General features: G+C 55.9%; 14 protein-coding genes. 11 read left to right on the forward strand and 3 right to left on the reverse strand.

The genetic code is table 11. The features are described from left to right. Positions 1-92: 92 nt before the first annotated feature. Complete coding sequence (locus P3T24_RS38265) at positions 93-833, reverse strand: Type 1 glutamine amidotransferase-like domain-containing protein (protein ID WP_429410415.1); 741 nt, start codon at positions 831-833, stop codon at positions 93-95. Positions 834-1,635: 802 nt separating this feature from the next. Here P3T24_RS38265 and P3T24_RS38270 point away from each other — a divergent pair. From P3T24_RS38270 to P3T24_RS38290, 5 genes are all read left to right on the forward strand, one after another. Continuing rightward, a complete protein-coding gene (locus P3T24_RS38270) occupies positions 1,636-2,082 on the forward strand; it encodes a GNAT family N-acetyltransferase (RefSeq protein WP_429441867.1) in 447 nt (148 codons plus the stop codon). 290 nt (positions 2,083-2,372) lie between these two features. Next, complete coding sequence (locus tag P3T24_RS38275) at positions 2,373-2,927, forward strand: GntR family transcriptional regulator (protein ID WP_429410411.1); 555 nt, start codon at positions 2,373-2,375, stop codon at positions 2,925-2,927. After that, positions 2,924-3,820, forward strand: coding sequence for an ABC transporter ATP-binding protein (locus P3T24_RS38280; RefSeq protein ID WP_429441869.1), 897 nt, complete (start codon positions 2,924-2,926; stop codon positions 3,818-3,820). The genes P3T24_RS38275 and P3T24_RS38280 overlap by 4 nt, the downstream gene beginning before the upstream one ends. 1 nt (position 3,821) lies before the next feature. Beyond that, the gene (locus P3T24_RS38285) at positions 3,822-5,342 is read left to right on the forward strand and encodes a hypothetical protein (protein ID WP_429441870.1); all 1,521 of its coding nucleotides are present in this window, start codon (positions 3,822-3,824) and stop codon (positions 5,340-5,342) included. Between the two features lie 358 nt (positions 5,343-5,700). Further along, on the forward strand, positions 5,701-6,303 hold the full coding sequence (locus tag P3T24_RS38290) for a hypothetical protein (protein ID WP_429441872.1): 603 nt from the start codon (positions 5,701-5,703) through the stop codon (positions 6,301-6,303). Positions 6,304-6,500: 197 nt separating this feature from the next. On the opposite strand, the gene P3T24_RS38295 is transcribed toward P3T24_RS38290, so the two are convergent. Further along, positions 6,501-7,052, reverse strand: a complete 552-nt coding sequence (locus P3T24_RS38295; protein ID WP_429441874.1) for a hypothetical protein — start codon at positions 7,050-7,052, stop codon at positions 6,501-6,503. 304 nt (positions 7,053-7,356) lie between these two features. Here P3T24_RS38295 and P3T24_RS38300 point away from each other — a divergent pair, with 304 nt between their 5' ends. After that, on the forward strand, positions 7,357-8,334 hold the full coding sequence (locus P3T24_RS38300; RefSeq protein ID WP_429441876.1) for a hypothetical protein: 978 nt from the start codon (positions 7,357-7,359) through the stop codon (positions 8,332-8,334). A gap of 141 nt (positions 8,335-8,475) precedes the next feature. Continuing rightward, positions 8,476-9,597: an FRG domain-containing protein gene (locus P3T24_RS38305; RefSeq protein WP_429441878.1), complete on the forward strand. Its 1,122-nt coding sequence runs from the start codon at positions 8,476-8,478 to the stop codon at positions 9,595-9,597. Between the two features lie 231 nt (positions 9,598-9,828). Here the strand turns inward: P3T24_RS38305 and P3T24_RS38310 are convergent, their stop codons facing one another. Then, positions 9,829-10,335, reverse strand: coding sequence for a hypothetical protein (locus P3T24_RS38310; RefSeq protein ID WP_429441879.1), 507 nt, complete (start codon positions 10,333-10,335; stop codon positions 9,829-9,831). A 291-nt stretch (positions 10,336-10,626) separates the two neighbouring features. Between P3T24_RS38310 and P3T24_RS38315 the strand changes: the two genes are divergently transcribed. The 4 genes from P3T24_RS38315 (at position 10,627) to P3T24_RS38330 (ending at position 13,934) form a co-directional block, all read left to right on the forward strand. Continuing rightward, a complete protein-coding gene (locus P3T24_RS38315; protein ID WP_429441880.1) occupies positions 10,627-11,457 on the forward strand; it encodes a class I SAM-dependent methyltransferase in 831 nt (276 codons plus the stop codon). Between the two features lie 465 nt (positions 11,458-11,922). Next, positions 11,923-12,648, forward strand: coding sequence for a CPBP family intramembrane glutamic endopeptidase (locus tag P3T24_RS38320; protein WP_429441882.1), 726 nt, complete (start codon positions 11,923-11,925; stop codon positions 12,646-12,648). Positions 12,649-12,865: 217 nt separating this feature from the next. After that, positions 12,866-13,144, forward strand: a complete 279-nt coding sequence (locus P3T24_RS38325; protein WP_074267276.1) for a hypothetical protein — start codon at positions 12,866-12,868, stop codon at positions 13,142-13,144. A 223-nt stretch (positions 13,145-13,367) separates the two neighbouring features. Continuing rightward, on the forward strand, positions 13,368-13,934 hold the full coding sequence (locus P3T24_RS38330; RefSeq protein WP_429441884.1) for an NUDIX domain-containing protein: 567 nt from the start codon (positions 13,368-13,370) through the stop codon (positions 13,932-13,934). The last annotated feature ends 531 nt before the right edge of the window (positions 13,935-14,465 follow it).

Below are 14,465 nucleotides of genomic sequence, written 5' to 3' on the forward strand. Positions count from 1 at the left end.
ATGCCGGCCGGCTCACCGTCTCCAGTTGTCCAAGGGATTTTTCTTTGAAAGAAAGCGCCCTTTCTTTTCTTCGCCGCCACGCATGCGCCCCTCTACGCAGTCGGCAAAAACAATTTCCACTGACCTTCTGAAACAACCTGGACGGCACTATGAGTGACTGCGATGGCGGTCTGATCATCAATGGCATAGACCGGCGCCGGTATCCTGGCAGCCCATTTTTCAGCATTCTGCAAGGAGGCATCCGGATGATCCGGATTGTCCAAATGCGGGATCAATGCAAAGTCAACCCAGCCTGCTCCGTGGGCCGTGACCAGGAGGCTTGAGACCTCACCCTCTGCAGTTGCGAACGAGAAGCTCTCAGAGGTCAGCGCGTCGCGATTACCACTGGGCGGCCGACTGTAGTTTTCTGAAAATGTCGAGGACACCGCCATGCTACCGGCGCTAACGCCCACGTAAACCAGTTCATCGCGCAGTGAAGGCAATAGCTCGACGAGGCCGGAACGACGCATCCAGTCAGCCAGATAGATAGGGTCACCGCCCCACACCAACAGGACATCCGCCTCTTCCACCAGGGGGATCCAATCTTTTTTAGAGAGGCTCGGCAGTGCGGTGAGTTCCAGTACACCCAGCGACTTCCAGCCCAGTTCGCACAACGGGCTTCGCGCTTTTCCAGCGAACGCCTGCCACGCCATGGCAGCATGTCGCGGATAGGCATACATGGCAGTAGGAATGAAGAGCGCGCTGCACTCGGCGATCGGCTTGCCCAACAGATCAACAAGTGCGGCGTGGATGCTGGCGTTGGTGATGCCGCCGGACGTCAGAAGAAATTTCATACGGTTTCCCTCCTTTCTATGAGCATGTTTAGCATCTCATCAGGTTGACGAACGGCGACCGCCATATTCGACAATGGTCCGTTTTATTTTTCAGATGCAGATTCCGGCGGTGGCTGAGCGGTATTTGGGCATAGGCTTGACTTCATGCCCGCGTTCGGGACCTTTCTAGTATTGATTGCCCCATTTTGGTCGCTAGGGAGGCTATGGGTCGCACGCCGTCGGTCGTCGCATTGCGAAGCATCTGCCGTATATGCTGATTGCATGATATGGAGCCCGGCAAGGAAGGGACGCTCGACGATGTGGCATACACCGTCGACAATCGACGTGCATTTCGCGAGCAATAGGCCGCCCATGTCGAGGAGAAAAGCAATCGATGGCCGAAAGCTGTCGGCCAACCACCGTGCGTCCAGTGAATTAGCCCTGCACAAGAACTAAAGTCAATATCGAGCACGGCCTTTGAATCGATATAATCCGCGTTAGCGATTGACGAGAGGTGCAAGTGAAAAAATCTATTCTTCTTGCGGTTTTTGCGTTCACGATATGTGCGGCTTTCGTCACTTGGGGCGCTTGGACTGCGCTTGGTCTCAATGCGGAACACGGGTCGTTTTTCAGTCGAGCGGGTGGAGTGGCGTTCATTGCGCTATACGGTTGGGTCGCCAAGTACTACATCGAGCGGATTCGGCGCAAGGACGCGACCTAAGCCATGCGCCTATTCATCCGACCAAGCTTATCGAGCGCGGACTATCGCCTGGGAAAAAAGTCTCTGACGATTTGAAGTCCAAGGCTCTAGAGCATCGTCCTTATGCAAACAAGCCTGCTCCTGATCTTCAGACCCGCAGTACATGAAGATCAAGACTTCATCTACGATTTGGTCAAGACCAGCCTTCCTGATGTCGTTGGCATACCCGTACCAGACTGGTCGCGGAACGATTTTCTTCAGTCGTGGGAGCGCGGCACAAAGACGATCATCACATTCGAAGGAACGCGCGCTGGCTACTTACGTTGGGAGCGTGATCCCGATGCGCTACACCTTGCCGATCTTCAGATCGTGCCGGCATTCCGTCGGCAAGGTCTCGGGACGAAGGCGCTCATCTACTTCGAACGGCAAGCAGCGGCCGAAGGCTTCGCCAAAGTTTCGTTGGTAGTCCACGATGCAAACCACGCTGCCGGCCCGCTCTACGCGAAACTCGGTTACTGCTGCGAAACACGAGATAGCAGACGTAGCCTGATGACCAAGACACTCGCCTGAACCGTTGAGCCCGATGGCCAGACCACTGCGAACGTCTTCTATCGAGGGAGTTGAAGGACAGCTCAGGCTCGCGTGCTGCCGAACGCAGCCGTCTGAGCTGATGGCAATTCATGCAGCGTGTATGAGACAGGGATCGGCCACAAACGGACCCTCGGAGCCGCAATGAAGATCGTGAACAATTTGATCTATCCCCGCCGTCTGCTGATATGGTCCATACCGGACCTCAGCCCGGTGACAGAACTGCAGCTTCAAACAGGCCGGTTCCTACTTTAGAAAACCTCGCCTATCTGATGAGTGCGATCTTCGATGCTTATGCGCAGGAAGATCAAGCATCCTCCGGATCGTTCCGAAGCATTAAATCGCGGACGCCAGCAGACCAAAACGACATACATGACAACGACGAATGCTCGTTGACACTCTGGTGTACCATGTGTCACATTATAAATATGACACCATTCGATTACAAGCCGCAATCTGGTCAGTCGATATTCGACGCCGTGGTCTTTGCCGCCAAGCGCGCCTTCATCAGCGGCGATTACCTGCCGGGGCAGGAGTTTCCGTCGGTCAGGGCGTTGGCGGCGGACCTGAAGATTCACCCGAACACGGCTCACAAGATCATCCAGCACCTGATTCACGAAGGTTGGCTCGAGGCGCGGCCGGGAATTGGGACAGTCGTCTGCGAGCCGCCCCAGGCGCGCCCGGGAGAAAAGGCGCAACTGCTAGGGCACGAAGTCGAGGCACTGGTGGTCGGCGCACGTCGCGTCGGGCTGACGCAGGCGGAATTGCTCGACGCGATCGTTGAGCGTTGGAACCAGATCGACATAGCGAGGGGAACACAAAAATGATCATCGAGGCCCGCAATATCGAGAAGCGCTTCGGCCCGTCTGAGGCGCTCAGCGGCCTGAGTTTTTCGGTCGATGAGGGAAGCGTCTATGCGCTGATTGGCGCCAATGGCGCCGGCAAGACGACCACGATCAAGATGATGATGAACATCCTGGCGCCGACACGGGGTGATCTCACCGTGATGGGCACGCCATCACGTGAACTCACGAGCCACCACCTTAACCAGATCGGCTATGTCTCGGAGAACCAGGTGCTTCCTGGGCAAATGGCCGTGGGTACCTATCTCGATTACGTGAGACCGTTTTATTCGAATTGGGACGAAGCGCTTGAAAAAGCCATGCTGAGACGGTTCAATCTGCCGATGGAGCGGAAAATCCGCGCCCTTTCACATGGTATGCGTATCAAGCTCGCGCTTGTTGCCGCCCTGGCCTTCAAACCAAAGCTGCTGGTGCTGGATGAGCCGTTTAGCGGCTTAGACCCGCTGGTACGCGACGACCTGGTCGAAAGCGTGCTGAGCCATGCTGAAGACCTCACTATCTTCATCTCATCGCACGAACTGAACGACATCGAGGGTTTCGTTAGCGACGTCGGTTTTCTTAACCAGGGTCGCCTGCTGTTCGAAGAATCGATCGAGGTCCTGAACACGCGCGTACGCTTGATTCGCGTCACGTTGCAATCGCCGGCCCGTCCTCCCGATACCTGGCCCAGGGCGTGGATCGATGCCGGTACCTCGGGCAATGTTGCGAGCTTTGTGCATACGGCGTTCGCCGAAGATCAACTGGCATCTGAAATGGCCACCGTATTCGGCGACGTCAAATTCGTTCAGGCCGAGCCGATGGACCTAAGGTCGATATTCACCGCGTTCGCGCGGGCCGAACAAATGACGGGGAGATGATATGTGGCTGCATATTTTGAAAAAAGATCTGAGACTGCATTGGCCGTACGTAGCAGCGGTGTTGGCTCTGAAAATCGCGGCGGTCTGGATCATCCTGCACATGGGGATCTTCGCTGAGCCACTGGAATTGGTGTTGCTACACACGTTCAGCGATCTGGCGTTCGCTGTGGTGGCAGGCTTCGCCATCATTGTGGTCGTACAGAGCGACCCCGTTGTGTCGAACAATGACGACTGGCTGATCCGGCCGATCCGTCGAAGCGACCTCGCGCTAGATAAAATTGCTTTCGCCGCCCTCGTGACCTTCTTGCCGACCTTTGTTTTCGACCTTGGCGTCGGCCTTATACATGGGCTAGATACGCAGCCGGCAATCAGTGCGTCGGCCTATACGGCGCTCGTCATATTCATCGGTGTCGGTTTGCCCGCATTAGCCGTCGGCACGATCACCGCTAGCTGGTCCCAGGCCGCAGGCATCGTTTTCGCGATTTTTCTGATATGGATTGCCGGCTTCATAGTGACCGATGGCGGGATGGTTGACCTTGACAACTGGCCTGTTCAACTAGCGCTCATGGCTATCCTTGTTATTGCGAGCGCACTCATCCTTGGCCTGCAATACAGCCGCCGGAACACGACGACTTCGCGTGGCGTCCTCGCCGTGGCAACAATTTGCGCGATTACGGTGATGTTCACGCCGACATTAGCAGGCCGTCTGATCCTACGCTTCACTGATTACGGCAAAGTGACGACGGGCGGCCCGATCCGCCTGTCGTTCGACGACCAGTCCAAGGCCGAGGTGATCGGCAAGGCCCAGCAGCTCGGCGACCCTGTCATCTACGTTCCGCTTAAGGTGGTGGTCGACCCGAACCGTATAGTCACGATCAATAGAGTCATCCTTAGTATCGCCAGTAACGACGGCAAGCCGTTATATAGCGGCATCATATCGGTCGCGTCTGCCTATCCGCCCCATCAGGTCAGCAACCTCCTGGGCAATACCTTCGACGGCACGAGCAATGGCCACAAGTCGAACTATCAAGCGGTCAATCTGCCGAGTGACGTATTCGCAAAATTCAAGAACACGCTGGGGCGGTTGACTCTGACCTATCTACTAAACTCCTATGCCCCGGTCGCAACCGTTAAAGCCGCGCTTCCCTTCGGCGCCCCACAAAAGGTTGCCGGTTTCGGCGTATGCGAAACACGGCTCAGTCCCGCCAATGACCAGGTCGTCGACCTATATTGTTTTCCGGCCACGAATAGCTCAAAGTGCATCGCGGCATCGGCGCTCGATCCCGCCGGCGCTTCGATCGGCGCGCCGCAAACGAGATGTTGGGCGACATCTACACAGTGGGGCCTCAATACGGCGGCTCTGACCGACCCTGGCCAGTTCGTAGTGCAACTCCCCACGGCGGACGGCGCCGGTATCAGGCCGCTTACCCTTACTAGCTATAGGGCAGCCGGTCGCTTCATCCAGACAGTTGTCCTTCCCCAGGTGAGGCTTACGGATTTGACTCGCTCTGCCGGGTCGTGATGACACATATGCGGATCATGCTGCCGCAAGTTTTCAGGCGGGGTAGTCCGATGGTCTGGCCGGTTATGTCGGGGTGTCGAAATCGGACCGGTCGCAAAGCGTAGTGCTGCAGAGAGACGCGTTGCTCGCCGCCGGCGTGACGCTGGAACGCATCACGATGCTGGAGGTTTTTGGCCAGTGAATGGCTGCTTTCGAGCAACGCGAAGGACCGTTGAAGTGCGATCAGGGCCGTTCGCCGTCGGCCCGAGTTCGGCCAGTTTCGGACAGTCGACACTGCCACACGGATCGTTAACAATCTAGTCCGGCATCGGGCGCCGGTACTACACTGCGACGCTTACGATCCTTGGAGAAATAGAAAATGAAAGTCCGGTCGGTCATCGCGTGCATACTGTTCATCGGGATGATTTCGATTTTTCCAGTTGCTTTCGTTCTGTCCGCCGCCGTCTCTGATTCTTTCGCAAATGGTACGCTTCGTGGCCGATTCAATCCTATGTGGATCGGGTTTGGCGTAGCCACCCTCGTTGTTGCCGCGATCTGTATGCGGACTCGAATATCGGCAAAACGGGTAAATTCGAACCAGCGGATTAGCAGGCGCCAATTGATGGGCTTCCTACTCCTTGTCTTCGCGTATCTGGTCTTTTCCGGGTGGATGCTGACGGACGCTGGTGAGCGACTACTCGTCCGAACCACGTCCCACGAAAGCCGCTATTACTTGACATCCGCGCAGCCAATGTCAAGGAAATGCCAAAACCCCGTGACGTGGTACGACCGTCAAGTCGATGGCATGGTATTTACCTGCTCGACATTTGCGCTCTTTAACTACCCGGCAGACTGGAATGCGCGCAGAGCGTCGATTGTTCATGTGATGACCGGTCCGTATGGTATCCGTGTTCTTTCGATTCATGCCATTGATTCGTTTTTCGGCCAGCAAGACTTGAAAGCGATGAAGGATCGTCGCTGATCGCATGCAGTCACCGAGCCGTCCAAGGCTGCCTGCGTGGCCATTTTGGGATGTCTGATCTGGGGAATGCGTATCGTCCGGATTGTTTGCGGCCCGTCGCATCGGGGCTATGGTTTTATGCCAGTCAGTTGCAGCTAATGTGAGCATGCGTCGATTGCATGCACGGCCGGTTTCGAATGCAAGCAGCTACACTTAAGTTAACGATTCGTTTCCGAGCTGATTTTTGCCACAGCATCATGAGCATTATTCTTGTTGACCTTTCCGAAGATGTTTGCGATGACCGCACAGCTTTTTCTCAATCGCTCTCTGTTGTTTAAGTCGGGCTGAACCGGGGTCAATTGCTCGACCTCATAAAGGTAATCCTCATGTTGCGGCTCTCGCGTGAGACGCCACTCTAGAGTCTTGCCTTTCTGCACGATGTCAGCCTCTCCAATATCATCAAGCTCTCCCGTGAAGCCGTTGGGGAAGTAGACGTGCGCGGCCCCATTGGCTTGATAGCCAACGAAATCAAAGAAACTCGTCTTAGGTTGTCGCATCGCCAACGTTCCGTCATAACTTCCGCAAACCACACTTCCAAATGTGGTAACCGTGATATCAAGTGTGCTCGTTCCCGAAGGGTCTTGCTGGCCGGGTTCCTCCTCTTCGAATGTGGGGGTCTCATATTGCCATGAGCCCTCATGCACCGAAAATGGCGCGGCGCTAGCAGATGCGACAAACGTAGCGATGAGAATATTGACGGCGATTTTCATTGGTATCCAGCAAGCGGGGGAGTTTACGATTTTATCGTTCGGAGGGAGTTGTTGTCCGATAGCAGATGTTCATCCGGTTTGCCCGCCAATGATGCACCATTTGAGTGGCCGCTCCCGGGTAAATCGGAGGGCGCTTCAGGGTCGCCTGCGGTCTGACGCGGCAGGCGACTTGCGGCCATCATGAGACATTCGACATCGATGGGTAAATCGTCAACAATCGAAAAGCATACGTTCCTGCCGCCTCGTGGCTACCCTGCACGGCCGGTATCATGTGTGCCACCGCCATCGAGGTTACGCGCCAGCTATGGATCTATCGAGCGACACCCGAAACCAGCATTTCGTCTCCCAGGTCGAACAGCGGCTCAATGCCGCGAATCCCGAAGCGGCGAGCAACCGGCAGAGGATCTTCTCTTTCAGGGTCCACGACAGGGAGTCCTACGACGTTCGCCTCGAAAGCCACCGCGGCAGGCTGATCTCCGGCAATCTTTCACTCGATGACCTCTTCACTTTTGACGTCACGCCGGAGGACCGGTTGCGCTTTAACTTCGAAGTGCTCTTCCAGCGGTTCGAAGGGGAAATCGCCGCCACGACCGAAAGCCTGCTTCAGAAGCTCGCGGCGGGTGATAGGGACGTCATCGGCGAGATTGGCAGTCTCTTCACGGTCAAGTTGCTCAACTTCCTGCGCAACCCTTATTCCGTCGCGAAGGCGCTGAACACACTCGGCGCACTGGCAAACTACCGCCCTACAGCACCGGCTGTAGACCGTATGTTCGAACGGGTTCTTAACGGACGCAAACCTCAGCAGGCACGACTCTGTATCGAACTCGGCATATCCGACGCCGACTACGAGCGTTGGCTCAGAATGCTTTTTATGCTGTTCTCAGAATCGGGAGACGGGAAGCTGGCGTTGCTCGAGAGCACGGTCAAAGCCGTGTTTGACCTCAAGAGCCATGCGGCGGCCGTTCTGGTCTGCACCTACACCCAGGCCAGATGCCTGCTGTCAGACCGTTCGTTCAGCGAGCCTCTGCGCCGGCCGAACTGGATCGGGCTGGAGTTCAACCTGCGTCGCAACGCCTTTATCCGGTACGTATTCGCCGAACACGGCGAACTGGTCCCGCACGCGCCTAGAGAGTGGGTCGAGCAGTATCAGCGATTCAAGCACCCTGTCAACCTGTTGCACCGCGTGGATGATTTCGAGTGTTTGCGCGGCTTCAATCGCAACGCGATCTATCAATGCCACAGTCGCGTGTTCTGCTCTGCGCGAGATGGGGTCATAGTCTAGGAAAGGGGCATATGGACTCATTAACCGACTTCGGGAAAAACACGTCGCTGTTGATCGTTCGACCCGACGACGAAATGGTCAGATGTCCGGCTGGACAATAACCTTTAGGATCTTCTAGTCAACCAAGAATCGGGGATAAGCATGCTCGGGCAATGGATCGGCGAGTTTACGGCTACTGGTTGGTACGGAAGGATTGTCGTCGACGCGGAGCGAACAGGGGGCATGGTCGGCGGCAGCGTGTCGCTGTTTCCCGGGCAAGGTAGCGTCGGAACGATTACTGTGGGGCGCATTGTCCCATTCGAACCGCAAGTCAGCCCCGTGCAGGTTCTCGTCCTCGTGAATCCCATACACCCCGTGACCGGTCAAATGGTGCCGTGGCATGAACTGGAGCGGGTATTTCCCAACATGCGTTTTGGCACCATCATCCAAGCCGTCGTTGACTGGCAACAACTCCAGATGACGCTAACATGGCAGTCCAACATCGGTACTCAAGGCCAAGCGACTCTTCACACAAGCGATGCCGGAAGACCCTCAGAGTTAACGCCTGTTGCCATGGACTGGCAACAGTTCAAGCAGCACGTATCTCAGCTTGATCCTCGTCGGTACGTCTTCCGTGGTCAGCGTGAGCCGTGGAGATTAAGGTCGAAGTTCCACCGCACAGGTCGATGCGATTTGGTTCGGTATACCGGCGAGGACATGCAGGTTCTGCACCGGCACTTGAGCGCTCACACCAGACACCTGTTCAACCGACAAAACAGCGACGAGAACGGGGCAATGCTTCACTTGGCGCAGCATCACGGCTTTCCGACACCGCTGATCGACTGGTCGTATTCGCCGTTTGTTGCCGCATACTTTGCGTATCACAGGATTAAGAATGCCGATGCGATAAACGCTCCGGACGAACAACGAATCCGGATTCACCAATTCGACCGGCAGCAATGGTGGAGCGACTATAGCCAGATTGCCATGACGGCCCCGGCGCCGCCGCATTTCTCGCTACTAGAATTTCTGCCCGTCGAGAACCAAAGACTCATACCACAGCAAGCACTTTCCGGACTAACGAATCTCGCTGACGTCGAGCAATACATTGGATGGGCGGAGCGCCAATCGGGAAATCGTTATTTGACTGCGATCGACCTACCCGTGAGGAGTCGGGAAATGGTAATGAGCGAGCTTGCAATGATGGGGTTGACCGCGGGCTCGCTTTTCCCTGGTTTAGACGGTGTATGTGAGGAACTGAGCGAACGTTTTTTCCCATCGTGAGGTGATGAACTCGCGGTCGTTTCGACGATGTATGTTCAAGACTATGGATGTCCGCTTTCGAGAAAATCGTCGGACCGATGTGGGTCGCTTTATGCCCCCTGCAAGAGAGGCTGCGCCCGAGGCGATCGTCGCGCTCTGTCGTCGGGCGCTAGGCGGCCACTTTCGGACGTTCGACGTCGTGGCCTGAATCGTTGACACCTTCAAGACCAAGTTGAATGGATACGCCGTCCGCTACCTTTTCAATAGGGCCGCGTAGTAGTCGGCGATGTTGTCCTCCGTCCCCTTTGTGATCCGATTGAATACTCGTCCCCATGGCCAGAAGCTGGAACCTGAGGTGATTCGCAGACCCGGGAATCGGCTTCCGCCAAGGGTGACCATACCCCATTCGCCACCATGATTGCGGCGATACACCTCTCCGAGGTAACTTCCGTAGGCTTTCGCAAATGACATGACTTGTTCGTCTGTTGGCTTGGGACTCGTGCTGACGTAGGATGAACTCATTTGCGCCAAGGCCTTTTCGACATTTGCAATACTCGCGTCCGACCAGTCGAGTTTTATTCCAAACTGTTTCGCGGAGAAGTCGACGGCGTCTAGCGAGTAGGCTTCCGCAATTTTCTGGATTTTTGGATCAGGAGAAAAGGACTGGTCAGATGGGGTTTCTGCCAGCGCAACTCCACCACGAACGCAAGCCATCAGGGCGATCAGCGCTAACAGGAAGCGCTTTACGATTGTTTTCAAGAGGATTCCCACTCCAAGACAACTCTGAGTCGCTGCAGCGAGTCAGAGTGTTGAATTTTCGCCTCGACCGATCTTATACGTCGGAGCAGCCTATAAGCTATGTGAACGGCAGCTTTCGGCAAATCTGAAGGTCCCCTGTGGGTCGCGTGCTGCCGAACGCAGCCGTCTGAGCTGCTGGCAATCCATGCAGCATGCATGAGACAGGGATCGGCCACTAATGGCCAGTCGACACCGGTCACCTGAATCGCTGACAATCGTCCACAAACCAGCGCTATTAAGGAAGGGTCGGCAATGCTCGCCTCGTCAAAACGGATAGAACAGTCTGCGGGACGCACGGTTTTCGGTAACGATGCCAACGGTTATGCTGAAGGTCGTCCCGATTACCCTGCTCGCGTCTATGACATCCTGCGGACGACTTGCAGGGCGACCCCGTCGACCCGGGTGTTCGAAATTGGTCCAGGCACGGGACAAGCAACCAAAAGACTACTCGACCTTGGCTGTGCGGTAACGGCCATTGAGCCAGATAACCGTCTCGCCGAGGTGCTGCTCGCGAAGTGCAAATCAAAGACACCAGGCCGCCTCTCTCTTCATATAGCAGCGTTCGAAGACGTGGATTTCTCGGACGAGAAGTTTGACCTTGGTATTGCCGCGACTTCGTTTCACTGGCTGGAGCAGGAAAGTGCTCTTGCTAAGGCCAAACGACTCCTCAAGCCGGGCGGTCAATGGGCCATGTGGTGGACAATTTTTGGGGATTCCTCGCGTGAAGATGAGTTCCAGCGCAGGACTCGTTCCCTGTTCGCGAATCTTTGGCGCAGCCCTTCGCACGGTAGTGAGTCGCAAGTCCCGTTTGCTCTGGATGCAGAGACGCGTAAGGCCCAATTGCGGGGGGCAGGATTTGCATCTGTATCCCATGAACTTATTCACTGGACAACGACCCAGACGACGAGTCAGGTACTGGCACTGACGAGCACCTTCTCCCCTGTGGCTCAATTGCCTCAGACAGAGAGGGAAATCTTGATGAAAAGGCTAGAGCGCATTGCGGACTTGGAATTTGGCGGGGTGGTGGCACGCAATTTTGTCACTGTCATATATACCGCGTCATGTCGTTCCGACGTGAGCTAAAGAGCGGGGCAATTCCGCCTCCTAGCAGCAACATGGAAGCTTTGGCAGATAGAGCCATTTTTTTGTGCAGCAAGTATCCGCTCGCCCTAGGTGATATGTCATAGACTGACCTCTCCGCAACCATGCAAACACGGCCTGCCTGAAGGCAGAAGCAAATCATTAGATAACCACGGCGCACCGATGGAAGACCGGCGATCAGTAAAACGCAAAACTTGATGGTTGAATTTTTCGACAAAAAACAAGACGCACATGAAGAACAGTCCCATTCGGAACGCCCTCCATTCTTTTCGGAATCGCATTTCGTCCAGCCTCGCAGTTCATGGGCGCTTACGTACCCGGCGCTGCATCCGCTTGTTCTATGCGGTCTTTCTGCTGGTAACGTCGGCCGTAGCCGGTGTCGCATACCTTTTTCATTACTCGTTGCGCGTTCACGGTGCAACAATGACACCTGGTCACGAATTACTGATGCGAGTGACTTTCTGCGGCGCGGCGCTGGTTGCGACCAAAGTCACCAGCGGGTTCGAGAAGGAGCCTTGGCTCGCTTACGGCCTGGACGCAAGACACCGCACCGTTCACTTCGGATTCGGACTGTTGGCAGGCACACTGGCACTGTCTGGGACGATGGCCGCTTTGGTTCTGACCGGAGGCGCGAACGTCACGCGCCTGGAAAGCCTCGGCGGCTCGCCGATCGCGTCGGGAATGCTTTGGGCGCTCGTGTTTATACTGGTCGGGTGGTCCGAAGAGCTGATTTTCCGAGGCTACGTGTTCTTCAGGCTCGCTCGGGACGTCGGCGCCGTTGCCGCAGCCGTCCGGACTTCCTTGGCGTTTGGCTTCGTCCACGCATTCAATCCCAATGAAAGCATTCTCGGTCTCGTCCAGGTAGTGCTGTTCGGTCTGGTTGCCTGTTTCGCGATCTGGCGCACAGGGTCGCTCTGGTGGGCCGCGGGCATGCATGCCGCGTGGGACTGGAGCGAGTCCTTTTTATTCGGCGCAGCGGATAGCGGGAGAATGGTCTCCGGTCATTTCCTGACCAGCCAGGCAATCGGACCCAGCTGGCTTAGCGGCGGGGCAACTGGCCCGGAAGGCAGTCTGCTGGCGATACCTGCGGTAGGGATACTTGCGCTTATCGTCCTGCTTGCGCTCCCGAAGACCGAGCCGGCCCCGTCATTGAGAACAAGACAGGCAGCCTGATCAACGTCCGGACTATTTTCCCCATTCCCGGACCAAGATGTGGCGAGGAACCTGCGACCTTGATTTCCGGTGCGAACGTGATGGCCCGTGCTTGCGTTCTGGGCTGCGATTCCATCAGCGCGCGAAGACGAAATATGCATGCGAGCGAAGTACTGTCTTCCAATGATGTAGCCGACGGTAAAATCTTTGCGAGAACTCAAGAGCCCTAGAGGAAGCCATGCTGGCGGAAACATTCAAGCGAACCATATCTCTTTTGATCCCCGCGACGTTGATAGGGATCGTCATTGGGTACCATGAAACAGGAAGAGTGACAGTCGTTGGAGTAGTGGTGTACATCGCCGTGGCGCTGGTTTCGGGCATGGCGCTTGAGAGCTTAAGCCTCTGGTATAGCCGGCGCTTCGGAACGGGCACGACTCCATCGATTGTCAAGGCTGTGTTTTGGCTAGTTGCCGCAATCTCCCTATATCTGTTCTTTCGCCACTTTGACCGTGGATGATTGAAGGCCACCCGTCTGGCGTAGTACGCAATAATCCTGTCAACTTTGCGACATTCAAATCGTCAACTCGCGGACCAGTTCCGCACGGACTGCCGCGAAAGCTTACTGGGCAGCGATCTCCGGGACGCGAATTAAACATGTCAACTGCTGCTCCGCGTCCGCCATTAGCAAAATCCACAATGTTTAGCGCGGACACTGATTACTGGTCGTTGGCGCTGACCAAATGGACCGCCCCAACCGCAAGAGCAACCCGGCCATGAAGAGACGGTCGACGGCCTCTCACAAATCGCCGACAATCGGACAGCTACAAACTCATTTGGGGACGAACGTGTCGCTGTACGATGATAACGAAAGCTACATCAGTCGGCTGAGGAAAAAGGTTGGCAGTGGTTTGATATTGAGTCCCTCCGTTGCAGCCGTGATTCACGATCACGAAGGCAAACTGCTCCTTCAGGAAAAGTCATCAGGTGAGGCATGGAGTTTGCCAGCCGGCGGAATTGAATTGGGAGAAAGCCCGCAAGAAGCAATCGTCCGAGAGGTAATGGAGGAAACAGGATATGCTGTTTGCATTCACAGCATTCTAGGCGTGTTCGGCGGGCGGTCGTTCCGATACACATATCCAAGTGGCGATCATGTCGAATACGTAGTGACGCTGTTTCAATGCAAAATCATCGGCGGCTCCGGAGTGCCCACCGATTCCGAAACCAAGTCCACCCAGTATTTCGGAAGGCACGATATGCCGGAACTGGCACTACCGTATCCGAAAGACGATTTGTTTCGCGCATTCTAGGAACATCGTCGATCCACCTTGCCGACTGATAGCCCCTTGGGTTCAGCTTATGCGGCCCTTCGATGCGCCCGCTCGGACCGTCCAGAATCAATAGCGACTTGAGGAGTTCAGCGGCAAACATGAGCGGCACTATCTGCATAAAAGGCTCGATGACAGGCATCAATAGGGTACGGCCTCGGCGCGGCCCTAAGCTCTGCGTGCAACGTCCTGAACGGTGGGTTGAAGGTCCGCTTTGCGTCAAGTCGAACGGCAGAAACGCCGCAAACTACGTCTTGGCGCGTGAGCGCTGAAGCTCCGGTTCTGCAGGCGTCCACATGAGCGCGCATAACTCTGCCCTACACCGAGGCGGGACACACCCCTTACAGTCGCAAGTAACGGCGCGCCGTCAGGTCTTCGGCGACGCGAGAAGGTCTTCAAGGATGCGCTCACGATGGATGGAATGAGTCGCTAACGGCGGGCGGGTCGCAACGGCCTCCGTGCTCCCCATGTCCATATCGGGGAAACCGGCAGCTTCTACAAACCGCCCATCAG

It is taken from the genome of Paraburkholderia sp. GAS33 (assembly GCF_050436645.1).
Lineage (GTDB): Bacteria > Pseudomonadota > Gammaproteobacteria > Burkholderiales > Burkholderiaceae > Paraburkholderia > Paraburkholderia phenazinium_B.